The sequence below is a fragment of the Achromobacter sp. genome (assembly GCF_032113835.1).
Classification (GTDB): Bacteria; Pseudomonadota; Gammaproteobacteria; order Burkholderiales; family Burkholderiaceae_B; genus Achromobacter.
Genome location: NZ_DAMCTG010000003.1, coordinates 26,018 through 48,810, shown reverse-complemented (window position 1 = coordinate 48,810; position 22,793 = coordinate 26,018). Strand labels below are relative to the sequence as shown.

Annotated in this window: 20 protein-coding genes; 9 read left to right on the top strand and 11 right to left on the bottom strand. The window is 65.9% G+C overall.

What is annotated here, in order from left to right; all coding sequences use genetic code 11:
• Positions 1 to 12: 12 nt before the first annotated feature.
• The 5 genes from RT697_RS02010 to RT697_RS01990 all read right to left on the bottom strand — a co-directional run bounded on the left by RT697_RS02010 (position 13) and on the right by RT697_RS01990 (position 5,093).
• On the bottom strand, positions 13 to 894 hold the full coding sequence (locus RT697_RS02010) for a branched-chain amino acid ABC transporter permease (protein ID WP_313696761.1): 882 nt from the start codon (positions 892 to 894) through the stop codon (positions 13 to 15).
• Positions 895 to 927: 33 nt separating this feature from the next.
• Entirely contained in the window at positions 928 to 2,088 is a 1,161-nt protein-coding gene (locus tag RT697_RS02005; RefSeq protein WP_105240169.1) for an ABC transporter substrate-binding protein, read from the bottom strand.
• Positions 2,089 to 2,143: 55 nt separating this feature from the next.
• The gene (locus RT697_RS02000) at positions 2,144 to 2,983 is read right to left on the bottom strand and encodes an alpha/beta hydrolase (protein ID WP_313696760.1); all 840 of its coding nucleotides are present in this window, start codon (positions 2,981 to 2,983) and stop codon (positions 2,144 to 2,146) included.
• A complete protein-coding gene (locus RT697_RS01995; protein ID WP_313696759.1) occupies positions 2,980 to 4,539 on the bottom strand; it encodes a benzoate-CoA ligase family protein in 1,560 nt (519 codons plus the stop codon). Before RT697_RS01995 ends, RT697_RS02000 begins: the two co-directional genes overlap by 4 nt.
• An 80-nt stretch (positions 4,540 to 4,619) precedes the next feature.
• Entirely contained in the window at positions 4,620 to 5,093 is a 474-nt protein-coding gene (locus RT697_RS01990) for a DUF4863 family protein (protein WP_313696758.1), read from the bottom strand.
• Between the two features lie 173 nt (positions 5,094 to 5,266).
• On the opposite strand from RT697_RS01990, the gene RT697_RS01985 reads away from it, so the two are divergent.
• From RT697_RS01985 to RT697_RS01965, 5 genes are all read left to right on the top strand, one after another.
• Complete coding sequence (locus RT697_RS01985) at positions 5,267 to 6,175, top strand: helix-turn-helix transcriptional regulator (protein ID WP_056570871.1); 909 nt, start codon at positions 5,267 to 5,269, stop codon at positions 6,173 to 6,175.
• 346 nt (positions 6,176 to 6,521) lie between these two features.
• Positions 6,522 to 8,192 (top strand): 2,3-epoxybenzoyl-CoA dihydrolase, encoded by a 1,671-nt coding sequence (boxC, locus tag RT697_RS01980; protein WP_313696757.1) that lies wholly within the window; start codon positions 6,522 to 6,524, stop codon positions 8,190 to 8,192.
• A 113-nt stretch (positions 8,193 to 8,305) separates the two neighbouring features.
• Complete coding sequence (boxB, locus tag RT697_RS01975; protein ID WP_313696756.1) at positions 8,306 to 9,733, top strand: benzoyl-CoA 2,3-epoxidase subunit BoxB; 1,428 nt, start codon at positions 8,306 to 8,308, stop codon at positions 9,731 to 9,733.
• Between the two features lie 42 nt (positions 9,734 to 9,775).
• Entirely contained in the window at positions 9,776 to 11,026 is a 1,251-nt protein-coding gene (gene boxA, locus RT697_RS01970) for a benzoyl-CoA 2,3-epoxidase subunit BoxA (protein WP_313696755.1), read from the top strand.
• Between the two features lie 71 nt (positions 11,027 to 11,097).
• The gene (locus RT697_RS01965; protein ID WP_313696754.1) at positions 11,098 to 11,541 is read left to right on the top strand and encodes a MaoC family dehydratase; all 444 of its coding nucleotides are present in this window, start codon (positions 11,098 to 11,100) and stop codon (positions 11,539 to 11,541) included.
• Positions 11,542 to 11,554: 13 nt separating this feature from the next.
• Here the strand turns inward: RT697_RS01965 and RT697_RS01960 are convergent, their stop codons facing one another.
• The 3 genes from RT697_RS01960 to RT697_RS01950 form a co-directional block, all read right to left on the bottom strand.
• On the bottom strand, positions 11,555 to 12,541 hold the full coding sequence (locus tag RT697_RS01960; protein WP_313696753.1) for a TRAP transporter substrate-binding protein: 987 nt from the start codon (positions 12,539 to 12,541) through the stop codon (positions 11,555 to 11,557).
• Between the two features lie 255 nt (positions 12,542 to 12,796).
• Positions 12,797 to 13,990: an acyl-CoA dehydrogenase gene (locus RT697_RS01955; RefSeq protein ID WP_313696752.1), complete on the bottom strand. Its 1,194-nt coding sequence runs from the start codon at positions 13,988 to 13,990 to the stop codon at positions 12,797 to 12,799.
• 131 nt (positions 13,991 to 14,121) lie between these two features.
• Entirely contained in the window at positions 14,122 to 15,804 is a 1,683-nt protein-coding gene (locus RT697_RS01950; protein WP_313696751.1) for a thiamine pyrophosphate-binding protein, read from the bottom strand.
• 168 nt (positions 15,805 to 15,972) lie between these two features.
• Between RT697_RS01950 and RT697_RS01945 the strand changes: the two genes are divergently transcribed.
• The 4 genes from RT697_RS01945 (at position 15,973) to RT697_RS01930 (ending at position 19,147) form a co-directional block, all read left to right on the top strand.
• On the top strand, positions 15,973 to 16,899 hold the full coding sequence (locus RT697_RS01945; RefSeq protein WP_313696750.1) for a LysR substrate-binding domain-containing protein: 927 nt from the start codon (positions 15,973 to 15,975) through the stop codon (positions 16,897 to 16,899).
• A gap of 9 nt (positions 16,900 to 16,908) precedes the next feature.
• Positions 16,909 to 17,892: a site-specific tyrosine recombinase XerD gene (gene xerD, locus RT697_RS01940; protein ID WP_313696749.1), complete on the top strand. Its 984-nt coding sequence runs from the start codon at positions 16,909 to 16,911 to the stop codon at positions 17,890 to 17,892.
• A gap of 32 nt (positions 17,893 to 17,924) precedes the next feature.
• Positions 17,925 to 18,413, top strand: coding sequence for a Cys-tRNA(Pro) deacylase (gene ybaK / locus RT697_RS01935; RefSeq protein ID WP_313696748.1), 489 nt, complete (start codon positions 17,925 to 17,927; stop codon positions 18,411 to 18,413).
• A gap of 155 nt (positions 18,414 to 18,568) precedes the next feature.
• Complete coding sequence (locus RT697_RS01930; RefSeq protein WP_313696747.1) at positions 18,569 to 19,147, top strand: DJ-1/PfpI family protein; 579 nt, start codon at positions 18,569 to 18,571, stop codon at positions 19,145 to 19,147.
• Positions 19,148 to 19,226: 79 nt separating this feature from the next.
• Here RT697_RS01930 and RT697_RS01925 read toward each other — a convergent pair whose 3' ends face one another.
• The 3 genes from RT697_RS01925 to RT697_RS01915 all read right to left on the bottom strand — a co-directional run bounded on the left by RT697_RS01925 (position 19,227) and on the right by RT697_RS01915 (position 22,647).
• Positions 19,227 to 20,654: an FAD-binding oxidoreductase gene (locus RT697_RS01925; RefSeq protein WP_313696746.1), complete on the bottom strand. Its 1,428-nt coding sequence runs from the start codon at positions 20,652 to 20,654 to the stop codon at positions 19,227 to 19,229.
• Between the two features lie 19 nt (positions 20,655 to 20,673).
• The gene (locus RT697_RS01920; RefSeq protein WP_313696745.1) at positions 20,674 to 21,657 is read right to left on the bottom strand and encodes a tripartite tricarboxylate transporter substrate binding protein; all 984 of its coding nucleotides are present in this window, start codon (positions 21,655 to 21,657) and stop codon (positions 20,674 to 20,676) included.
• An 84-nt stretch (positions 21,658 to 21,741) separates the two neighbouring features.
• Positions 21,742 to 22,647: a dihydrodipicolinate synthase family protein gene (locus RT697_RS01915; RefSeq protein ID WP_313696744.1), complete on the bottom strand. Its 906-nt coding sequence runs from the start codon at positions 22,645 to 22,647 to the stop codon at positions 21,742 to 21,744.
• Positions 22,648 to 22,793: the final 146 nt, after the last annotated feature.

Sequence of the window (22,793 nt, the reverse complement as noted above, 5' to 3'; positions counted from 1 at the left end):
TGTCGACAGGACCTAGCCCTGTTTGAACAGCCCTTCGGGCTTGCACAGCAGAATGAAGGCCATCAGCAGGTAGACCAGCACACCCGCCGCGGACGGGAACAGCACCTGTCCGAAGGTCTCGGCAAAGCCCACCAGCATCGCGGCCAGGAAGGCGCCGCGGATCGACCCGATGCCGCCGATCACCACCACCACGAAACAGATGATCAGCACGCCATTGCCCATGCCGGGATAGACCGACGACACGGGCGCCGCGATGCTGCCGGCCAGCGCCGCCAACGCCACGCCGGCCGCGAACACCACGCGGTAGAGCTTGTTGATGTCGATGCCCAGCGAGCTGATCATCTCGCGGTTGCTGGCGCCGGCGCGCAGCATCATGCCCAGCCGCGTGCGCGAGATGACCCAGTACAGCAGCAACGCCACCGCAATGCCCACGGCCGAGATGAACAGCCGGTAGACGGGATAGGTCATCACGTCGCCCAACGCAATGCTGCCCTGCAGCCACGACGGCAGCGGCACGCCGTGCACGTCGTTGCCCACGAGAATGCTGCGCAGTTCCTCGAACACGAGGATCAGGCCGTAGGTCATCAGCACCTGCTGCAGATGGTTGCGCTTGTACAGGTAGCTGAAGAACGCGGCTTCCAGCAGGTAGCCCAGCACGCCGGCGGCCAGCACGCAGACCGCCAGCGTCGCGAGAAATCCGCCGCCCAGCCAGCGGTCCACCACCGGCCCCAGCGCGAACGCCATGTACGCGCCGATCATGTAGAAACTGCCGTGGGCCAGATTGATGATGCCCATGATCCCGAAGATCAGCGTGAGTCCGCTGGCCACCAGAAACAGCAGCAAGCCGTACTGGAATGCGTTCAGGCTCTGGATGAGCAGGATGCTGATGTCCATGGGGCCTCCCTGTGGCGGACGCGTGGCGGAGCGTTACAGCTTGCAGCCGCGCGCGGGGTCGGCCAGCTTCTGCACCGCGACCTCGACGACCTTGTTCTCCAGGCCGTCGACGCGGCGCAGGTAGATGTCCTGCACCGGATTGCCGGCCTTGGACAGCGTGAACGAGCCGCGCGGGCTGTCCACGGTCGCCGTGCGCATGGCGCTGCGGAAGGCTTCCTTCTTCGAGAAATCTCCCTTCACGGCCGAGAGGCCCGATTGCATGAGCTGCGCGGCGTCATAGCCCTGCACCGCGTAAACGTCCGGCTGCATCTTGTACGCCTTGGAATAATCGGCGCGGAACGCGTTGTCGCGTGGCGTGTTCAGGCCGTCGGCGTAGTGCAGGGTGGTCAGCAGCCCCTGCGCGGACGCCCCCTGGGCTTGCAGCGTGCCGTCCGTCAAAAAGCCCGAGCCGTACAGCGGAATGGTTTTGTCCAGGCCGGCCGCGTGATAGTCCTGCACGAACTTCACGGCCCCGCCGCCGGCAAAGAAGGTGAACACCATGTCGGGCTTGAGCGCGGCGATTTCCGTCAGTAGGGACTGGAACTCCACGTTGGGAAACGGCAGGCTCAGCTCGCGCACGACCTTGCCGCCGGCCTTCTCGAAGCCTTCCTTGAAGCCGCCGATGGCCTCGTCGCCCGCCGCGTATTTCCACGTGATGGTCACGGCGGTCTTGTGGCCCTTGGCATACGCTACGGGTCCCATCGCGTAGGCGGGTTGCCAGTTGGTGAACGAGGTGCGGAAGATGCCGGGGCCGCACAGCGGACCGGTGATCGCGTTGGCTCCCGCGTTGGTCACGATCAGCGTGGTGTCGGCGTCCTTGGCCGCCTTGGCCAGCGCCATCGCCACGCCCGAATGCACCGTGCCGATCAGCACGTCCACCTGGTCGCGCTTGATGAGGCGATTGGCGTTCTCAGCGGCCTTGGCCGGGTTCGATTCGTCGTCCACCTTGAAGTATTCGATCTCGCGCCCGCCCAGCTTGCCGCCTTGCTCGGCGACATACAGCTTGAAGCCGTTCTCGATGGCGTTGCCCAGCGCGGCGAAGGTGCCGCTGTAGGGCAGCATGAAGCCGACCTTGAGCTTGTCGTCGGCATGCGCGCCGCTTGCGGCGATCGTCAGGGCGGCGGCCAGCGCAGCCCGGGTCAGGACGTGGTTCATGGTTTGTCTCCGTGCTTGTTATGGGCGGACGCCTGGGCCGGTAGCTGGGCCTGGGTCAACCGGGTTTTTCCAGCGCGCCCACAAAGCGTGCGACGGCCTGGACAACGGTGGCGGGTTGATCCCGGTGCGGCGAATGCCCGCAATCCGGTATCTCCAGCAATTCGGTCTGCGGCGCGCGTCGGCGGATGCCGCGCACCTGCTCTAGCGTGCCGTATTCGTCGTCCATGCCCTGGATGGCAAGCACGGGACAGGTGATACGGTTCAAGTCGTCTTCGATGTTCCATGCGCGGAATTCGGGCTTCAGCCAGATGTCGTTCCAGCCCCAGAATGCCGAGTCGACATCCTGGTGATGGCGGCCCAGCCGCGCGCGCAGATCGGAATCCAGATAGGTCTGGCGCGCCTGCGCGATGCTGGCCACCGAGACGTCCTCGACGAAGATGTGCGGCGCCGCGGCCACCACGCCGGCGACCGCATCCGGATACCGCGCGGCGTACAGCAACGCGATCGACCCGCCGTCGCTATGGCCGAACAGCACCGGTTTGCTGTGGTGCGCGTTCACGCCCAGGACTTCAAGCAGGGCGGGCAGGACTTCGTGTGCTTCGCGGTGCATGAAGTCCACGGGCCACGCTTCACGCAACGGCCGCGCGGTCGACTGGCCGTATCCATAGCGCGAGTACACGAGGCCTCGGCACCCGGCCGCGTCGCAGACACGCTGCGGAAAGTCCTTCCACATCGACACCGATCCCAGTCCCTCGTGCAAAAACACGATAAGTGGGGCATCAACGCGTTCCGGCGCGATCCATGCGCATTCCAGCCGCATGTCGCGGCCGCGCGCGTGAATGTTGGCAAAGACCGTGGCGGCCTCGGTGGCGGCGGCGTGGGTGGCGGCAGTCATAGCGCGGCCTCTTCCAGCGCGCGCAGGCGGAACCGCTGGATCTTGCCGGTGGCGGTCTTGGGCAATTCTTCCAGGAAGTCGATCTGGCGCGGGTACTTGAACGGCGCCAGATGCTGCTTCACGTAATGCTGCAAGGCGGCGCCGGTCTGCGCGTCGGGTTCGAAGCCGGCGCGCAGCACCACGTAGGCCTTCGTCTTGACCAGGCCGTCGTGGTCCGGCACGCCGATCACCGCGGCTTCCAGCACCGCCTCGTGCTGGATCAGGATGTTCTCGACCTCCACCGGCGACACGTACTGGCCGCTGACCTTGATCATGTCGTCGCTGCGGCCGGCGTAGGTGTAGTAGCCGTCGGGGTCGCAGACATACTTGTCGCCGCTTTTCAGCCAGTCGCCCAAAAAGCACTGGCGCGTCTTGTCGCGGTTGTTCCAGTACATCAGCGCGGCGCTGGGGCCCTTGATGTAGAGATCGCCGATGGCGCCCGGGGCAACCGGCGCGCCGTTGTCGTCGCGCAGTTGGACCTCGTAGCCCGGCACGGGCTTGCCCGTGGTGCCGTAGCGTAACTGGCCCGCGCGGTTCGAAATGAAGATGTGCAGCATCTCGGTCGAGCCGATGCCGTCCAGGATTTCACAGCCGAAGTGGCGCGTGAAGCGCTCGCCGATGTCGCGCGGCAGGGCCTCGCCGGCGGACGTGCAGACGCGCATGGCCACCTGTTCGCGGGCGGGCAGGTCGGGCGAGGCCAGCATGCTGGCGTACAGCGTCGGCACGCCATAGAACACGGTGGGACGATGCCGGACCAGGCGCTGGAACACCGCCTGCGGCGTGGGGCGCTCGGCCATCAGCACGACGGTGGCGCCCACCGACAGCGGAAACGTCAGTCCGTTGCCCAGGCCGTACGCAAAGAACAGTTTCGCGGCCGAGAACGCCACGTCGTCTTCACGGATGCCGAGCACGGGTTTGGCATAGAGCTCGGCCGTGTGCCAGAGGTTGCCGTGGGTGTGCACCACGCCCTTGGGCTTGCCCGTGGACCCGGATGAATACAGCCAGAACGCGATCTCGTCGGACAGCGTCCGGGCGGCGGGCGCGATCGGGGCGGCCGCCAGCAGCGATTCGAATTCCTGGGCGCCGTCGGGCAGGCTGGCGCCGGGCTGCGATACGACCAGATGTTCGATGTCGGCCGGCGCCTGAGCCAGCGCCGATTGCAGCACCGGCAGCAGTGCGCCCGACACGAAAACGGCCCGCACGCGGCTGTGCGCAACGATGTAGGCGTAGTCGTCGGCGGTGAGCAGCGTGTTCACGGCTACCGGCACCACGCCGGCGTGCAGCGCGCCCAGAAACACCACCGGCCAGTCGGCTGTGTCCTGCATCAGCAGCAGGATCCGTTCCTCGCGGCGCAGCCCCAGATTGCGCAGCGCGCCCGCCATGCGGGCCACGCGCTCGGCCAGTTCGCCATACGTCAGCTGGCGGGTGTCGTCGATGTAAGCCAGCTTGGCGGCGCGCGGCGCGTTCAGCGCGGCAAGGTGGCTGGCGAAATTCAGTTCGGCGGGGCAGGTGTTCACGGTTGTCTCCTGATGTCCTGGTGGGCGGACGCCGTGCCTGTGGTTGTTGTTGGCGGCAGGGCGGGTGTCCGGACCGGCTGTCAGCCGGGGCGCGTGAATTCGATGGCCCCGCCTGGCAGCAGATACAGCACCAGGGCGCGGCCCTGCGTGACGGTGGGGCGGTGCGCCGACCCCGGGCCGTAGACCAGCCAGCCGGCGCCGTGGCCGTCGAAACGGGCGTCTTCGGTGAGCGGCATGATCATGTCGATCTCGCCATTGGGATGGGCGTGGTGCGGGCCGGCCAGATCGATCATGTCGACGACGTCGACCGAGCAGCCGCCCAGGTCCTCGGCGGGCTTGATGACGCGGCCATACTTGATGCCGCCGCCTTCGCGGTTGCACATCCAGCCGTCGGCCACGCCCTGCCTACAGGTCGCAAAGATGTCCTGGAACAGCGCGCTGTCCGGACCGGCCGCGTCGTTAAGCCGGGCCTGCAGCGCCGCATCCAGCGGCTGGCCGGCCGTCAGACGCGTCACGTCGCGCATCAGGGCATGGAATTGGTCAGGCGTACTCACCAGGCGGCTCCTTTACACTGTCGGCGCTCGGCAGTCCTGTTGGGCTGCTGTTTTTTTGCACCGGATCGGCTGTGGACTCGTTGGATGGAAAAATAGTGCTTCCGTTGATGTGGGTCAAGCACTATAGTGCATAAAAGAGCGGTAATCAGGGTTTTTGCGGAGTCAGTCGAACCATGAATCAAGCGCTAGACACGGCGCCCATCGAACCCCGGCGCGAGCCGTTTCTGATCGCCTTGGGCGAGCGGGTGCGCCGTCTGCGCGCCATCCGCGGCATGACGCGCAAGGGGCTGTCCCAGGCGACCGGCGTGTCCGAACGTCACTTGGCGAATCTGGAGCATGGCGTCGGCAATGCGTCGATCCTGGTGCTGCTGCAGATTGCCCGCGCCTTCAACTGCGCGCTGGCCGAGCTGGTGGGCGACGTCACCACGGAATCGCCCGACTGGCTGCTGATCCGGGAATTGCTCAGCGGGCGCACCGAATCCGATCTGCAGCGCGCGCGCGAGGCGCTGTCGCAGCTGTTTGGCGTGGGCGCGGGGGCGCAGCGCCCGAACCGCACGCAGCGCGTGGCGCTGATCGGCCTGCGCGGCGCGGGCAAGTCGACGCTGGGCCAGATGCTGGCCGACGACCTGGGCTACCCATTCGTGGAACTGAACCGCGAGATCGAGCGCGTGGCGGGCTGCGGCATCCTGGAAATCCACAACCTCTACGGCCCGAATGCCTATCGCCGTTACGAACGGCGCGCGCTTGAAGAGGCGGTGCAGATCTACCCGGAAATGGTGCTGGCCACGCCGGGCGGCCTGGTATCCGAACCCGCGACGCTGAATCTGCTGCTGACCCATTGCTATACGGTCTGGCTGCGCGCCACACCCGAAGAGCACATGGGCCGCGTCATGGCGCAGGGCGACTTCCGCCCCATGTCGGGCAACAACGAAGCCATGGCTGACTTGAAGCGCATCCTGGCCGGACGCGAGGCGTTTTACGCCAAGGCGGATCTGACGTGGGTGACCAGCAATCTGGAAGTGCCGGAAAGCTTTGCCGGCCTGCGGACCCAGGTGCGCAAGGCTTGCGGGCTGCCGCTGTAGCGGTTCGATTGGCCGGGTGTCTGACACCCATGTGGCGCCTCATCAATGCGACGGGCCCTTCTGCAGGGTGTCAGACACCTGCGAGTAGCGGCATGCCCAGGTGTCTGACACCCACTTAACCGCCGTCACGAACCGGCGACCCTCTTCATCGGGTGTCTGACACCGGCCCAAGCAAGCCAGTCCGCCCCCGACAAGGCTTCAACCAAACGCACTCCCCGAACCCAAGCACCTGCACTTTCCTGCATATTCCGCTTGACGCTCCAAATCGCCTGCACTAATCTGCATAATAATTCATGTAGTGCAGTATTTTTCCTGTCCGAGCACAGGGCGTATGAGGAGACACACTATGAGCAGCCCCATCAGCCGGGTCGACTTTCGAACCGATCCCGCCCAGTACCGGCATTGGCGCCTGGCCTTCGACGGTCCGGTCGCGACACTGGCCATGGATGTCGCCGAAGACGGCGGCCTGCGCCCCGGCTACAAGCTCAAGCTCAATTCGTACGACCTGGGCGTCGACATCGAACTGCACGACGCTCTGCAGCGCATCCGTTTCGAACACCCGGAAGTGCGCACCGTCGTCGTCACCAGCATGAAGGACCGGATCTTCTGTTCCGGCGCCAACATCTTCATGCTCGGTTTGTCCACCCATGCCTGGAAGGTGAACTTCTGCAAGTTCACCAACGAAACCCGTAACGGCATCGAAGACTCCAGCCGCCACGGCGGACTGAAGTTCATCGCCGCCCTGAACGGCGCGTGCGCGGGCGGCGGCTACGAACTGGCCCTGGCCTGCGACGAGATCCTGCTGATCGACGACCGCTCGTCCTCCGTGGCTCTGCCCGAAGTGCCGCTGCTGGGGGTGCTGCCCGGCACGGGCGGACTGACCCGCGTCACCGACAAGCGCCGCGTGCGGCACGATCATGCCGACATCTTCTGCACGCTGGTCGAGGGTGTGCGCGGGCAGCGCGCCAAGGACTGGCGGCTGGTGGACGACGTGGTCAAGCCCGCACGCTTCGAGGAAGAAGTCCGCGCCCGCGCGTTGGCGCTGGCGCAGGACAGCGACCGTCCCGCAGGAGAGCAGGGGGTATCGCTGACGCCGCTGGACCGCACCGAGACCGAGACCAGCCTGTCCTATCGCTACGTCGACGTGCAGTTCGACCGCGAAAAACGTCAGGCGATCTGGACGGTACGCGCGCCGCAAGGTCCCGTCGAAACGGAACTGCAGGACATCTTCGCCGCGGGCGCCGCCTGGTGGCCGCTGCAGATGGCGCGCGAACTCGACGACGCCATCCTCTCGATGCGCACGAATGAACTGGACATCGGCACCTGGATCCTGAAAACCGAAGGCGACGCCGAGGCCGTGCTGGCGGCCGATGCCGCGCTGGAACAGCACGCGGACCACTGGTTCGTGCGCGAAACCGCCGGCATGCTGCGCCGCACGCTGGCGCGGCTGGACGTGACGTCGCGCAGCCTGTTCGCGCTGATCGAACCGGGTTCGTGCTTTGCCGGCACGCTGCTTGAACTGGCGCTGGCCGCCGACCGCAGCTACATGCTGGACGTGGAGGATGGCGAGGACATCGACGCCGCCCCGCCGCAGATCGTGGTCGGCGAGCGCAATTTCGGCGCGTACCCCATGGTGAACGGCCAGAGCCGCCTGCAGCGGCGTTTTTACGGCGAGACACAGCCGCTGGAAGCCGTGCGCGCGCAGGCGGGCCGCAGCCTGACGGCCACCGGCGCGCTGGAACTGGGCCTCATCACCTATGCCCCCGACAGCATCGACTGGGACGACGAAGTGCGGCTGGCGCTGGAAGAGCGCCGCGCATTGTCGCCCGATGCGCTGACAGGCCTGGAAGCCAACCTGCGCTTCGGCGGGCAGGAAACCATGGAAACCCGCATCTTCGGCCGGCTGACGGCCTGGCAGAACTGGATCTTCAACCGCCCCAACGCGGCGGGCGACAAGGGCGCGCTCAAGCTGTACGGCAAGGGCGAGCAGGCGGCATTCGACTGGAACCGCGTCTAAGCGGCAAGCGTTCGGCCATCGGGCGGCATGGCGCCACGCGCGCCTGCCCGCGGGCCCTGAGACCCAAGCGCCGCGAAGCAGGCGGCCCCATTCCAAGAATCAGGAGAGAGACAATGTCCGGCATCAACTACACCGACAAGATTCCCAACAACGTCAACCTGTCCGGCGACCGCACGTTGCAGCGCGCGCTGGAACACTGGCAGCCCAACTACCTGCAGTGGTGGCAGGACATGGGTCCCGATGGCTCGCACGGCTTCGACGTCTATCTGCGCACGGCCGTCAGCGTCGAACCCGACGGCTGGGCGCACTTCAATCACGTGCGCATGCCGGACTACCGCTGGGGCATCTTTCTGGCGCCGCAGGACGGCCAGCGCAAGATCCATTTCGGCGAAAACATCGGCCGCGACGTGTGGCAGGACGTTCCAGGCGAACACCGCGCCAACCTGCGCCGCATCATCGTCACGCAGGGCGACACGGAACCCGCGTCGATCGAGCAGCAGCGCCACCTGGGCCTGACCGCGCCGTCGCAGTACGACCTGCGCAACCTGTTCCAGATCAACGTCGAAGAAGGGCGGCACCTGTGGGCAATGGTGTACCTGCTGCACCGCTACTTCGGTCGCGACGGCCGCGAGGAAGCCGACGCGCTGTTGCAGCGCAGCTCGGGTGATTCCGACAATCCGCGCATCCTGGGCGCCTTCAATGAAAAGACGCCCGACTGGCTGGCGTTCTACATGTTCACGTACTTCACCGATCGCGACGGCAAGTTCCAGTTGTGCGCGCTGGCGGAGTCCAGCTTCGATCCCCTGGCCCGCACGACCAAGTTCATGCTGACTGAGGAAGCGCATCACATGTTCGTCGGCGAATCCGGCATCTCGCGCGTCATCCAGCGCACGTGCGAAGTGATGAAGGAACTGAAGACCGACGATCCGCAAGCCGTGCGCGCGGCCGGCGTGATCGACCTGCCCACCATCCAGCGCTACCTGAACTTCCACTACAGCGTCACCATCGACCTGTTCGGTGCGGACCAGTCGTCCAACGCCGCCATCTTTTACGGTTCGGGCTTGAAGGGCCGCTACGAAGAGACCAAGCGCAACGACGACCATCAACTCAAGAACGACACCTACCGCGTGCTCAACGTCAGCAACGGCAAGCTGACGGAGATCGAGGTGCCGATGCTCAACGCGCTGAACGAAGTCCTGCGCGATGACTTCATCCGTGACTCGGTGGCCGGCATCGGCCGCTGGAACAAGGTCATCGAAAAGAGCGGCCTGGCGTTCCGCCTGCAGGTGCCGCACAAGGCGTTCAACCGCCAGATCGGCACGCTGGCCGGCATCCGCATGTCGCCCGAGGGCGAGATCGTGTCCGAATCGCAATGGCAGGCCAACCAGCAAAAGTGGCTGCCCACGCCGGAAGATCGCGCGTTCGTCGCGTCGCTGATGGGCCGGGTCACGGAACCGGGCAAGTTTGCCAACTGGATCGCGCCGCCCGTCATGGGCGTCAACCGCCAGCCGGTGAATTTCGAGTACGTGCGTTTCAACTGAAGGCCGCGCGGGCCGCGCGCCCGCGCGTATGGGAGGACGGCGATGAACGCCCCATTACCGGTGGAAGTCCTGAAGCAGCATCTGATCGATCCCGAGATCTGCATTCGCTGCAATACCTGCGAAGAGACCTGTCCGGTCGATGCGATCACGCACGATTCGAACAACTACGTGGTGGATCCGGAAATCTGCAACGGCTGCATGGCGTGCGTGCCGCCGTGCCCGACGGGTTCGATCGACAACTGGCGGCTCGTGGTGCGCGCCGAAGCCTATTCCGTGCAGGACCAGTTCGGCTGGGAAGAGCTGCCGCAGGAAAAGTCGTTGCCGCTGGATGCCGTTGGTGCGGATGATGCCGCGCAGCAGGCCGCCGCGGATCCGCAGGCTGAACCGGCAACGCCGCCGGCGATGCTGGTGACGCCCGGCGCGGCCATCCCTCCGTGGTCGGCCGCGCATCCGTACGTGAATCTGTACACGCACAAGGCGCCAATCACCGCGACGGTGGTGGGCAACTACCGCGTCACCGGCGCCGACACGGAAAGCGATATCCACCACATCGTGCTGGACTTCGGCGAGCATCCGTTTCCGGTGCTGGAAGGGCAGTCGATCGGTATCCTGCCGCCGGGCGTGGATGGGCTGGGCCGCCCGCATCACGCGCGCCAGTATTCGCTGGCCAGCCCGCGCGACGGCGAAAGGGCCGGGTACAACAACCTGTCGCTGACGGTAAAGCGCGTCACGCAGGATCACGGTGGTGAGGCCGCGCACGGCGTGTGCTCCAACTATCTTTGCGATCTCGCCAAGAACGACACCGTGCAGGTGATCGGCCCGTTCGGCCACACCTTCCTGATGCCGAATCATCCGAAGGCCAATCTCATCATGATCTGCACGGGTACGGGTTCTGCGCCGATGCGCGCCATGACCGAGCGCAGCCGCCGGCTGATCGGCACGGCGGACATCGGCAAGCTGATGCTTTTCTTCGGCGCGCGCACCGAACGAGAACTGCCTTACTTCGGTCCGTTGATGAAGCTGCCGCGGGACTTCATCGACATCAACCTGGCGCTGTCGCGCGAAGCCGGCCAGCCCAAGCGCTACGTGCAGGATCTGATCCGCGAGCGCGCCGCGCAGGTACGCGAATTGCTGGCCGACCGCAACACCTGCATCTACGTCTGCGGTCTGAAGGGCATGGAGGTCGGCGTGCTGGACGCGCTGCGGGAAGTGGTGGTGCAGTCGGGCGAGGATTGGTCTATCCTGCATGAAGCGCTGCGCCGTGAAGGCCGGCTGCACTTCGAGACGTACTGATCCACAACAACAGATGCGTGACGATCGGCGCGCCCGGGCGCGCCGATTTCGTTTGCACGGGGAAAAACAACATGAAGTTCGCGGAATTCAAGGACGGCATGGTGATCAAGGGCGGGCCGCTCACCGTGACGGAAGCGGAGATCCTGGCGTTTGCCCGCCAATTCGATCCCCAGTGGTTCCACACCGATCCGCAACGCGCCGCGGAAGGCCGTTGGGGCGGCCTCATCGCCAGCGGCTGGCACACCTGCGCGCTGGCCATGCGCATGGCGGTCGACGCTGCCTTGCATGATTCCGAATCCTTCGGTTCGCCCGGCCTGGGCGAAGTCCGCTGGCGCACGCCGGTGCGCCCCGGCGACACCCTGCACCTGCACGCCCGCGTGCAAGGCGCGCGCCACTCGTCCTCGCGCCCGGATCTGGGCATCATCAACTGGGCGTGGACGGTCGTGAACCAGCACGACGAAAGCGTGCTGGAAATGGACGCGACCAGCCTGTTCGATCTGTCCGGCAACAACTAGCCGCGGCTTTCGTCTACCGCTTGCCCGCCTGCTTGAGAATGGCGGCCCCTTCCGGACCGGCCGCCGCCTTCCAGGCGTTGATCGATTCCTTTGAGGCGTCCTGCAACGCCTTGCGCACCGCGGGCGGCACGGCGGTGTTGATAGCGACCCCGTTCTTGCGCATGTTCGCGTAGTTCTGCTGCAGGCGGCCCTCGATGCGCTTCCATTGCTCGGCTTCGGTCTGCGCGGCTGCCTGGTCGATCGCCTTGCGTGAACGCGCATCCAGCGCCTCGTAGGCCTTCAGATTCATCGTCGCCACCGAGATCGGCATGGCGTAGTTGATCTCGGCGAAGTGGGGCAGGTATTCCCACAGCTTGCGGCCCGCGCCGCCGTCGCCGGAGGACAGCACCGCATTGACCTCGCCCGACGCGATGCGCGGCATGGCGTCCGCAAACGAGATGGTCTCCGCCTTTGCGCCGGCGCGCTGCATGACGTCCTGCGACGTCGCATCGTAGGTACGGATGGTCAGGCGTTTCAACGCCGCCACGCTGTCCACCTTCTGCTTTGACCAGATGCCCGACGCCGGCCACGGCGTGGTGTAAAGCAGCTTCTGGCCGTGCGCAGCCAGCAGCTTCTCGTATGCCGGACGGGCGGCCTTGTTGAGGTTGCGCGCCTTGGACAGCGAGTCCGCCAGGAAGGGCAGGGACGACACGCCAAACAGCGGATACTTCGTGGCAAGCGCGCCGGCGAAGGCGTCGCCTGCGTCCACTTTGCGCGTCTGCACCGCGTCGATCATGTCGCCCGACTTGATGCCTTTGGCGGCGTCGAAACTCGTGTCGATGACGACGTTGCCCGCCGACTTGGCGCGCACCAGTTCGGCAAACGTGGACACGCCTTGACCCGGCATGGAGGTGGCCGGGTATTCGGTGGTCATGGTCAGCGTCGTGGCGGCCTGAGCGCCGTGGGCGACGAAGGCCATGGCGATGGCTGCCGTCAGGCGCAGGGGGATGATGCGATGCATGCGCGACTCCTGTGGGGGGAATCCGTAAAGCGTACGAGGTGTACAACCGCGCGCCTAGTCGGGCTTTCGGCAATGCGCAGGCGGGGCGGGATCGGGCGTATGGCTTACTGCATTCGGTCGGTGTCTGACACCCTGGGGAGGTGACCGTCAGTTTGTAGCTGCGGCTCAGAGGGTGTCAGACACCTGGCGTTGCAGCAACTCGCCAAAAAAAAGGCCGCCTCACGGGCGGCCTCCTTCGCTACATCAGGCAGGCGATCAATAGAACGCCTGAATCCCCGTCTGTGCGCGGCCCAGGATCAGGGCGTGCACGTCGTGGGTGCCTTCGTACGTGTTGACGACTTCCAGGTTCACCAGGTGGCGGGCGACGCCGAACTCGTCGGAGATGCCGTTGCCGCCGAGCATGTCGCGCGCCAGGCGGGCGATGTCCAGCGCCTTGCCGCACGAATTGCGCTTCATGATCGAGGTGATCTCGACGGCGGCGGTGCCTTCGTCCTTCATGCGGCCCAGGCGCAGGCAGCCTTGCAGCGCCAGCGTGATTTCGGTCTGCATGTCGGCCAGCTTCTTCTGGATCAGCTGGTTGGCGGCCAGGGGGCGGCCGAATTGCTTGCGGTCCAGCGTGTACTGGCGGGCGGTGTGCCAGCAAGCCTCGGCGGCGCCGACGGCGCCCCAGGCGATGCCGTAGCGGGCGGAGTTCAGGCAAGTGAACGGACCCTTCAGGCCGGACACGCCGGGCATCATCTGGTCGGCGGACACTTCCACTTCGTCCATGACGATTTCGCCGGTGATCGACGCGCGCAGGCCGACCTTGCCGTGGATGGCGGGGGCCGACAGGCCCTTCATGCCCTTTTCAAGGATGAAGCCGCGGATCTTGCCGTCGAAGTCGCCGCCGACGCACTTGGCCCACACCACGAACACGTCCGCGATGGGCGAGTTGGTGATCCACATCTTGTTGCCGCTGACCTTGTAGCCGTCGGCCGTCTTGACGGCGCGGGTTTCCATGCCGTTGGGGTCGGAGCCGTGGTTGGGTTCGGTCAGGCCGAAGCAGCCGATCCACTCGCCGCGCGCCAGCTTGGGGAGGTATTTCTGCTTTTGTTCTTCGCTGCCGAATTCGTTGATCGGCACCATCACCAGCGAGGACTGCACGCTCATCATCGAGCGGTAGCCGGAGTCGACGCGTTCGACTTCACGGGCGATCAGGCCGTAGCTGACGTAGTTCAGGCCGGCGCCGCCGTATTCAACGGGAATCGTGGCGCCCAGCAGGCCCAGTTCACCCATTTCGGAGAAGATCTCGGGATCGGTCTTCTCGTTGCGGAAGGCGTTGAGCACGCGGGGAGCCAGCTTGTCCTGCGAGTAGGCGTAGGCGGCGTCGCGCACCATACGCTCTTCGTCGGTCAGTTGCTGGTCCAGCAACAGAGGATCTTGCCAGTGGAATGAGGGGTTCGAGGACATGCTGGGTCTCCGCTATGGATTTCCGTGATCGGAATCTGGAAAGTTTAAACTTAAAATAATTCGGGCGGCAAGTTGGGGTTTGCACCGCGGTGCGCCTGGGCGCACCGCCGGTCTTATCGCCCGTGCAGGGTTCAGTGTTGGGCCTTCAGCGCCGCCTCGCGGATCTTCTCGAGGGTCGTGGACGGGCTGATGGTTTCCGGGTCGATGAAGCAGTGCAGGATCGCCGGCTTGCCGCTGGCCAATGCCCGTTCAAAGGCCGGACCGAACTGTTCGGTGGTCTCCACGCGTTCGCCGTGGCCGCCAAAGGCGCGCGCGTAGTCGGCGAAATCGGGGTTCTTCAACTGGGTCGCGGAAATGCGGCCCGGATAGTGCTTTTCCTGGTGCATGCGGATCGTGCCGTACATGCCGTTGTCCACCAGGATCACGACGATGGGCAGGTCGTACTGCACCGCCGTGGCGAATTCCTGGCCGTGCATCAGGAAGCAGCCGTCGCCCGCAAAGCACACGACGGTCTTGTCGGGCCAGACGCGCTTGGCGCCCACGGCCGCCGGCAGGCCGTAACCCATGGATCCGGACGTGGGGGCCAACTGCGTGCCAAAGCGCGTGAAGCGATGGAAGCGATGCAGCCAGGTGGCGTAATTGCCCGCGCCGTTGGTCATGATGGCGTCGGCGGGCAACGTCTTTTCCAGGTAAGCCATGACCTGGCCCAGTTGCAGCGCGCCGGGCGTGGTGACGGTTTCGGGATCGCTCCACTTCAGGTAGGACTCGCGCATGGCCTTGGCGCCGTCGGCCCAGACCGGCGCAGCCGGCGCCTTCAGGTCCGCCAGCGACGCGGCAAAGGCGGACGGCGACGTGTTGATGGCGAGGGTGGGGCGGTACACGCGGCCCAGCTCGGCGGCATCGGGATGCACGTGCACCAACTTTTGCTTGGGCACCGGAATGTCCAGCAGCGTGTAGGCTTGGCTGGGGTTTTCCGACATGCGGCCGCCCACGAGCAGGATCAAATCGGCATCGGCCACGCGCTTGAGCAGGGCCGGATTGATGCCCAGGCCCACGTCGCCGATGAAGCACGGGTGGTCGGCCGGGAACAGCATCTGACGGCGGAACGACACGGCGGTCGGCAGCGCATGGCGCTGCGCGAAGTCGGCGAATTCCTGCACGGCGCGCGCGTCCCAGCGTGTGCCGCCCAGGATGGCGACGGGGTTCTTGGCGTCGGCCAGCAGCTTTTCCAGGTCGGCCAACTGGCCGGCGGTGGGGGCGGATTCAATCACTTCATAGCGCGGCGCGTCGGCCACCTTGGCGGCTTCGACCAGCATGTCTTCCGGCAACGCAATCACGACCGGACCAGGGCGGCCCGAGGTGGCGATGTGGAAGGCGCGCGAGATCAGTTCGGGAATGCGTTCGACCTGATCGATCTCGGTCACCCACTTGGCCTGCGTGCCGAACACGGCGCGGTAGTCCATTTCCTGGAAGGCTTCGCGCTCGCGCATGCCGCGCTCGATCTGGCCCACGAACAGGATCATCGGCGATGAGTCCTGCTTGGAAATATGCACGCCGGCCAGCGCATTGGAGGCGCCCGGTCCGCGCGTCACCATGCAGATGCCGGGCTCGCCCGTCAGCTTGCCGTGCGCGTCGGCCATCATGGCCGCGCCGCCTTCCTGGCGGCATACCGTGACCTTGATGTCGGCATCGTGCAGGCCGTCCAGCACCGCCAGATAGCTTTCGCCGGGGACACAAAAGACATGTTTGACGCCCTGAGCGACCAGTTGGTCGACCAGAATGTGACCGCCAAGGCGGGAATCTTGCTGGGGCATGGTGGTGTCGTGGTTAGCCTAGGGTAGAACTCCCGAGCATATGTTCCCTGAGCGCACAACGCAATTGATAAAATTGCACATTCTGTTGATCCTCCGGCACGTCCCGGCTGGTGCGCCGCAGCATGCGGGCGCGCGGCGGCGGGCCGGACTTCCGGCGGCATTGGCTACATGAGAAACGGCATTCCCAATCTAAGCGCCCTGCAGGCGTTCGAGGCGTCGGCGCGGCTGGGCAGCTTTTCGCGCGCCGCCGAAGAGCTGTCGCTGACACACAGCGCCGTCTACCGGCAGGTGGCCAGTCTGGAGGCACGGCTGGGCGTGCAACTGTTCACGCGGGTGCGCCGCCGGATCGTGCTGACCGATCACGGCGCCGAATACGCGGGCCGAATCCGTCACCATCTGGACCAGATCGAGAAAGACACCTTCGGTCTAGTCAGCCGGACGGGCATGGGGCGCAGCATCCACATCGCCGTCGTGCCCACGCTGGCCACCACCTGGCTGATCCCGCGTCTGGCCGGCTTCCAGCGCGAGCACGGCGACATCACCGTCAGCCTGTCCGTGCGCACGCTGCCGTTCCAGTTCAAGGACCAGCCGTTCGACGGCGCGCTGTATCACGGGGACGGGCTCTGGCCCGGCACGCAAGGCGGGCTGCTGTTTCCCGAACGCGAACTGGTGCCGGTCTGCGCACCCGAATTGGCGGCGCGCGTGGCGGAGCAGGGCGGCGGCGCCCTGACCGGCATGACGCATCTGCATCTGGCCTCGCGGCCGGACGCCTGGCGCCAGTGGTACACGGCCAATGGCTATCTGTATGGTCCGCAAGCGGCCGGCGGCCCGCGCTACGAGCTGTTCACCATGGTGATGGCGGCGGTGCAGGCCGGGCTGGGCGTCGGGCTGATGCCGCGCTTTCTGGCGCAGCCTGCGCTGGACCAGGGCGCGCTTGCCATGCCGGTGCCGCAGTCGCTGGCGGTCAGCCAGGGGTACTACTTCGGTTATCCGCAACGTAGCGAACGGTCCGACGCGCTCAAGGCGTTTGAAACGTGGCTCAAGTCCGCCGCCGCGGGCGTGGGCGAGCGCCTGCCTGGGCGCGCCGCGCCGTAGAATCCCGTCATGTCCACCGCCCGCCAGCCGCTTGCCTCCCAGGCCGATATCGACGCCTTCATCGACGCCGTATGGCTTGAAGACGGCCTGTCCGCCAACACCCTGGCCGCCTACCGGCGCGACCTGACGGGTTTTGCCCGCTGGCTCGAAGACCCCGAGGCCTATGCCCGGGAACTGGCCGACCGGCACGGCGAACCCGCCCGCGCGCAGACGCTGCCCGTTGGCGCGGCCAAGCCGATCAGCGACGCGGAAAAGGCCGACATCGAGGCCTGGTTTGCCTTCCGTCACGAAGAAACCCGCGCCACCACGGCCAACCGCCGGCTGGCTGCGCTACGCCGCTTCTACGCCTGGGCGCTGCGCGAACACCGGGCCGAGCGCGATCCCTGCCTGACGCTGGTTGCCGCCAAGCAGCCGCCGCGCATGCCCAAGACACTGTCCGAGCAACAGGTGGATGCGCTGCTGCGCGCGCCCGACGTCGGTCAGCCGCGCGGCCTGCGCGACCGCGCCATGCTCGAAACCCTGTACGCCACCGGCCTGCGCGTGTCCGAGCTGGTCGGCGTGCGCGCGCTGGACGTCAGCCTGAACGAAGGCGTGGTGCGGGTGGTGCTGGGCAAGGGCGGCAAGGACCGCCTCGTGCCGCTGGGCGCCGAAGCCGCGCACTGGATCTCGCAGTACCTGGCGACGGCCCGCCCCGAATTGGCGGCAGGCCGCGTCAGCGATGCGCTTTTCATCACCAGCCGCGCCGAGGCAATGTCGCGGCAGGCCTTCTGGCAACTGGTCAAGAAGTACGCCGTGCTCGCGGGCGTCAACGCGCCCCTGTCGCCGCATGTGCTGCGCCACGCCTTCGCCACGCATCTGCTGAACCACGGCGCGGACCTGCGCGTGGTGCAGATGCTGCTCGGCCACGCGGACATTTCCACCACGCAGATCTACACCCATGTGGCGCGCGAACGCCTGAAGGCGCTGCACGCGGCCCATCATCCACGCGGCTGACCGCCGCCGTCTTCCCACCCACCGGCACAAAAATGAGCAAAGCCCGCCACGTTTCCGAAACGCCCGCCACCCAGTTCCTCAAGCAGCACAAGGTGGCCTATTCCGAACACACGTATGACTACGTCGATCACGGCGGCGCCGGCGAAGCCGCGCGCCAGCTTGGCCTGGATCCGCACGCCGTCGTGAAGACGCTGGTGATGGAAGATGAATCGGCCAAGCCGCTGATCGTGGTCATGCACGGCGACCGCGAAGTCTCCACCAAGAACCTGGCGCGCCAGGCCGGCCTGAAAAAGGTCGAGCCCTGCAAGCCCGAGGTCGCGCAGCGCCACTCCGGCTATCAAGTGGGCGGCACGTCGCCGTTCGGCACGCGCAAGAAGATGCCGGTGTGGGTGGAAGCCGACGTGCTGGAATATCCGGTGGTCTATATCAACGGCGGACGGCGCGGCTATCTGGTGGGCATCGATCCGAAGGTGCTGGTGGACCTGCTGGGCGCGAAGCCGGTGTCGGTGGCGCTGGAGTAGGGGGTCTCCCGGTGGTATCACGGTGATATTGCCGTGGTATCCCGCTACCACCTCGCCCGCCGGCTCGGCGGGCACAATGGGACAAGAACACCAAGAACCGGAGCCCGATCCGCGGGCAAGCAACCGGACGCCACCCTCATCCCACGGAGACAATCATGAGCAAACGACTGTTGATGCTGGTCGGCGACTACGCCGAAGACTACGAAACCATGGTGCCGTTCCAGACGCTGCTGACCGTCGGACACACGGTGCATGCGGTCTGCCCGGACAAGAAGGCGGGCGACACGGTGGCCACGTCGATCCATGATTTCGAAGGCGCGCAGACCTACACCGAAAAGCGCGGCCACAACTTCACGCTGAACTACGACTTCGATCGCGTCGAGCCCTCGTCCTACGACGGCCTGGTGATCCCCGGCGGACGCGCGCCCGAGTACCTGCGCCTGAACGAAAAGGTGCTGGAGATCGTGCGGCATTTCGACAAGGCCAACAAGCCCATCGCCGCCGTCTGCCACGGCGCGCAGATCCTGGCCGCGGCCGGCGTGCTGAAGGGCCGGACCTGCTCGGCGTATCCCGCGTGCGCGCCCGAAGTCCGGTTGGCCGGCGGCACCTACGCCGAGATCGCCGTCGACCAGGCCTACACGGATGGCAACCTGGTGTCGGCGCCGGCATGGCCGGCGCACCCGGCGTGGATGGCGCAGTTTCTGGCAGTGCTGGGCACCAAGATCACGCCCTGACCCCAAGCGTCTGCAGCAAGCGTCCCACGCGCGCCAGGAGCCCACTGCCACACCGGTGAGCACCCTGCGCGCGCGACGCTCAATCCGCGGCGATTACCCGCCCCGGGTTGAACAACCCCAGCGGATCGAATAGGCGCTTGATGCTCGCCATCATCGCCATTTCGTTGGCCGGCTTGTACCGGCCAATGGAACCCACCCGCAGCTGTCCCACGCCATGCTCGGCGGAGATCGATCCGTTCATGCGCGCCACTACGTCGTACACCGCGCCTGAAATCGCCTTCTCCGAATTGCGCATCGCCTGGTAGGCCGATGCGTCCGCCCCTGGCGGCGTCGACACGTTGTAGTGCAGGTTGCCGTCGCCCACATGACCGAACACGAAGATGCGGGCGTTGGGCAGAACGCCATGCACGGCCGTCTGCGCGGCGTCGATGAATTCGCCGATGCGCGAGATCGGCAGCGAGATGTCATGCTTGATGTTCTCGCCGTCGATGGACTGCGCTTCGGGCAGATGATGCCGGATTTGCCAGAATGAGGCCGACTGCGCCAGGGTCGACGCAATGGCGGCATCGGTGACGATGTCGGCCTCAAAGGCCGCCTCCATCAACGCCTCGAATCGCTCGGTGGCATGGGCCGCGCTTTCGGCGTCGCTGGATTCCAGCAGCACGTAATACGGCGCCTTGGCAGGCACGGGGCTGCGCGCGCCGGGCGTGTGCTGCAGCACCAGTTCCACCGCCGGACCGCTGATCAGTTCAAAGGCCGTCAGGCTGGCCGACAGATACGACTGCGCCAGGGACAGCAGTTGCACGGCGCTCTGCGGATCCGGCACGGCGGCGAACGCCGTCATCTGCGCGGCGGGGCGCGGATACAGCTTGACGGTGGCCGCCGTGATGATGCCCAGCGTGCCCTCCGCGCCAATGAAAAGCTGCTTCAGGTCGTACCCGGTGTTGTCCTTGCGCAGCCCGCGCAGTCCATTCCAGATCTGCCCGTCGGGCGTCACCACTTCCAGGCCCAGGCACAGGTCGCGCGCGTTGCCATAGCGCAGCACCTGGATGCCGCCGGCGTTGGTGGCCAGGTTGCCGCCCAGCGTGCAGCTTCCTTCCGCGCCCAGGCTCAACGGAAACAGCCGATCCGCCTGCGCGGCGGCCTCCTGCACGTTGGCCAGCACGGCGCCCGCTTGCGCGGTCAACGTGTTGTTGTAGCGGTCCACGTCCAGGATGGCGTTCATGCGGGCCAGCGACAGCACGATGCTGTGTCCGTCGCCGTCCGGTACGCTGCCGCCGACCAGGCCCGTATTGCCCCCTTGCGGATAGATGGCGACGCGGCGCTCGCGGCACCAATGCACCAGCTTGGCCACGTCCTCGGTGCTGTCGGGCTGCGCAAGCGCCAGGGTGCGGCCCGTCCACCGTTTGCGGTAGTCGGTCAGGTGCGGCGCCAGGGCGTCGGCGTCGTCCAGCACGCGCCCCTGAAAGGCGGCGCGCAAAGAGGCTTTGATGTCATCGTCAGGCATGGCCGGCTCTTTCGTCGGGTCAGTTGTTGGAAGCGCCCGCGGCTTGCACCACGGCTTTCCATTTTTCGATCTCGGTGCCGATGAAGGCGTTGAATTCCGCCGGACCCTTGACGGTAGGCACCGCGCCCAGCTCGATCACGCGCTTCTGCATATCGGGGTCGGCCATGGCCTTCTCGATGGCCTGATCGATCCGGTTCACGATGGGCGCCGGCGTGCCTGCCGGGGCCAGCACGCCAAACCACGAGCCCGCCTCGAAATTGGGCACACCGGCCTCGGCCATGGTGGGCACGTCGGGCAGATTGGTGCTGCGTTCGGCGCTGGTCACCGCCAGTGCGCGCAGCGTGCCGTTCTTGATGAAGGGCAGCGAGGTCGGCAGGTTGTCGAACATCAGATGCACTTGTCCGCCGACCAGATCCGTCACGGCCGCGGCGCTGCCCTTGTACGGCACGTGCACCATGTCGACACCCGTGCGGCTCTTGAACATTTCGCCCGACAGGTGGATCGAGCTGCCCGCGCCGCTGGAGGCAAAGCTCAGCTTGCCCGGATTCTTCTTGCCGTACGCGATCAGTTCCTGCACCGACTTCACGGGCAGGCTGGCCGTCACGGCGAGCACGTTGGGAACCGATGCGACCAGCGTGACCGGCGCAAAATCCGCCGGCTTGAACCGGATGTCCTTGTAGATGGCGTAGTTGATGGCCTGCGTTCCCACCGTGCCCATCAACAGCGTGTAGCCGTCGGCATCGGCGCGCGCCACGAAGTCCGCGGCGATGTTGCCCGCCGCGCCCGGACGGTTTTCCACCACGACGGGCTGACCCACCGCTTTCTCGATGTGCGGCGCAATCAGCCGGGCCACGACGTCGGTATTGCCGCCCGCCGAGAACGGAATGACCATGCGGATGGGTTTGGTCGGCCAGTTATCCGCCGCGCTCGCGCCCGCCGACGCCGCCAGCGCGACCAGACCCGCGCACGCGTAGGCAATGCCCTGCTTGGTGCTCTTGAACATGTTGTCTCCTTGCTTATGGTTTTTGATGTTCGGATACTGCAGTGCATCCCGAAACGCCGCGGAAACGGCGTTCAGGAAATTCGGTCAACCCGCCTCGGCAAGCGTGCGCTTCAAGCGTTCAAGCAGCAGATCGATTTCGGCGTGGTCGGTCGCGTCCAGCTTCGGACCCGGCCGGCGCATGCCCGCATGCTTGATCGCGCCACGACGCTTCATGATCTCCTTGCGGACCGCGACGCCCCACTGGCTCTGGTTCTCGTAGCTCAGCAAGGGCAGGTAACGATCAAACACGGCGTGGGCTTCATCGACATGGCCCGCCGTGTACAGCGCATACACCTGCGACAGCATCTCGGGATGCGAGAACCCGGCCATCGGCCCGTCGATGCCGCGGCCCATTTCCAGCGGCAGGAACATCGCGTTGTTGCCCGTCAGAATGGCAACGCGGCGGCCGGGCAGGGCGCGCAGCTTGGTGATCTTGGTGATGCTGGGCAGATCCTCTTCCTTGACCGCCTGGATCTGCGGATGCCGCTCGATCAACTGGCCGATCACCGGCACCGACATCCAGGTGCCCGTCGAAAACGGAAAGTCCTGCAGCACCGTCGGCACGTTGCCGATCCGGTCGAACACGGCCTCGAAGTAGGACAACACCTCTTGTTCGGTGCGCAACCCGCCCGGCGGCGCGATCATGACGCCCGCAGCGCCCGCGTCCATCACCTGTGCGGTCAGCTCGGCCATTTGCGCCACGCTGCTGTTGCTGACGCCCACCACGACCGGTTTGTCCTTGGCCCGCGCGATGAATCGGGATGCGACGGCCAGCGATTCCGCAGGCGTGAGCTTGTTGGACTCGCCGGCAACGCCCAGCACGGTCAGCCCGTTGGCGCCGTGCGAAAAATAGAAGTCGGTCAGCGAGTCGACGCTTTCCAGGTCGATGGCGCCGTTTTCCTGAAAGGGCGTCTGCGCAACGATGTACACGCCACGGGCTTGGTCAAGCATGTTGTCTCCTGATCTTGGTGTGAGTATCGGCAAATATTAGCGCTAATATTTTATTAGCGCTAATATTTGCGATAGGGAGATTCCCGAGGGCGCATGAGACGCCAGGGTGGATCTTCGGTGGGGGGAATGCTGGGGAAGAGGTGGCG

What these genes read in the sequence shown, in the direction of transcription:
- RT697_RS02010 (WP_313696761.1), bottom strand. Translation starts at nt 894, where the DNA reads ATGGACATCAGCATCCTGCTCATCCAGAGCCTGAACGCATTCCAGTAC.
- RT697_RS02005 (WP_105240169.1), bottom strand. Translation starts at nt 2,088, where the DNA reads ATGAACCACGTCCTGACCCGGGCTGCGCTGGCCGCCGCCCTGACGATC.
- RT697_RS02000 (WP_313696760.1), bottom strand. Translation starts at nt 2,983, where the DNA reads ATGACTGCCGCCACCCACGCCGCCGCCACCGAGGCCGCCACGGTCTTT.
- RT697_RS01985 (WP_056570871.1), top strand. Translation starts at nt 5,267, where the DNA reads ATGAATCAAGCGCTAGACACGGCGCCCATCGAACCCCGGCGCGAGCCG.
- boxC (WP_313696757.1), top strand. Translation starts at nt 6,522, where the DNA reads ATGAGCAGCCCCATCAGCCGGGTCGACTTTCGAACCGATCCCGCCCAG.
- boxB (WP_313696756.1), top strand. Translation starts at nt 8,306, where the DNA reads ATGTCCGGCATCAACTACACCGACAAGATTCCCAACAACGTCAACCTG.
- boxA (WP_313696755.1), top strand. Translation starts at nt 9,776, where the DNA reads ATGAACGCCCCATTACCGGTGGAAGTCCTGAAGCAGCATCTGATCGAT.
- RT697_RS01965 (WP_313696754.1), top strand. Translation starts at nt 11,098, where the DNA reads ATGAAGTTCGCGGAATTCAAGGACGGCATGGTGATCAAGGGCGGGCCG.
- RT697_RS01960 (WP_313696753.1), bottom strand. Translation starts at nt 12,541, where the DNA reads ATGCATCGCATCATCCCCCTGCGCCTGACGGCAGCCATCGCCATGGCC.
- RT697_RS01955 (WP_313696752.1), bottom strand. Translation starts at nt 13,990, where the DNA reads ATGTCCTCGAACCCCTCATTCCACTGGCAAGATCCTCTGTTGCTGGAC.
- RT697_RS01950 (WP_313696751.1), bottom strand. Translation starts at nt 15,804, where the DNA reads ATGCCCCAGCAAGATTCCCGCCTTGGCGGTCACATTCTGGTCGACCAA.
- RT697_RS01945 (WP_313696750.1), top strand. Translation starts at nt 15,973, where the DNA reads ATGAGAAACGGCATTCCCAATCTAAGCGCCCTGCAGGCGTTCGAGGCG.
- xerD (WP_313696749.1), top strand. Translation starts at nt 16,909, where the DNA reads ATGTCCACCGCCCGCCAGCCGCTTGCCTCCCAGGCCGATATCGACGCC.
- ybaK (WP_313696748.1), top strand. Translation starts at nt 17,925, where the DNA reads ATGAGCAAAGCCCGCCACGTTTCCGAAACGCCCGCCACCCAGTTCCTC.
- RT697_RS01930 (WP_313696747.1), top strand. Translation starts at nt 18,569, where the DNA reads ATGAGCAAACGACTGTTGATGCTGGTCGGCGACTACGCCGAAGACTAC.
- RT697_RS01925 (WP_313696746.1), bottom strand. Translation starts at nt 20,654, where the DNA reads ATGCCTGACGATGACATCAAAGCCTCTTTGCGCGCCGCCTTTCAGGGG.
- RT697_RS01920 (WP_313696745.1), bottom strand. Translation starts at nt 21,657, where the DNA reads ATGTTCAAGAGCACCAAGCAGGGCATTGCCTACGCGTGCGCGGGTCTG.
- RT697_RS01915 (WP_313696744.1), bottom strand. Translation starts at nt 22,647, where the DNA reads ATGCTTGACCAAGCCCGTGGCGTGTACATCGTTGCGCAGACGCCCTTT.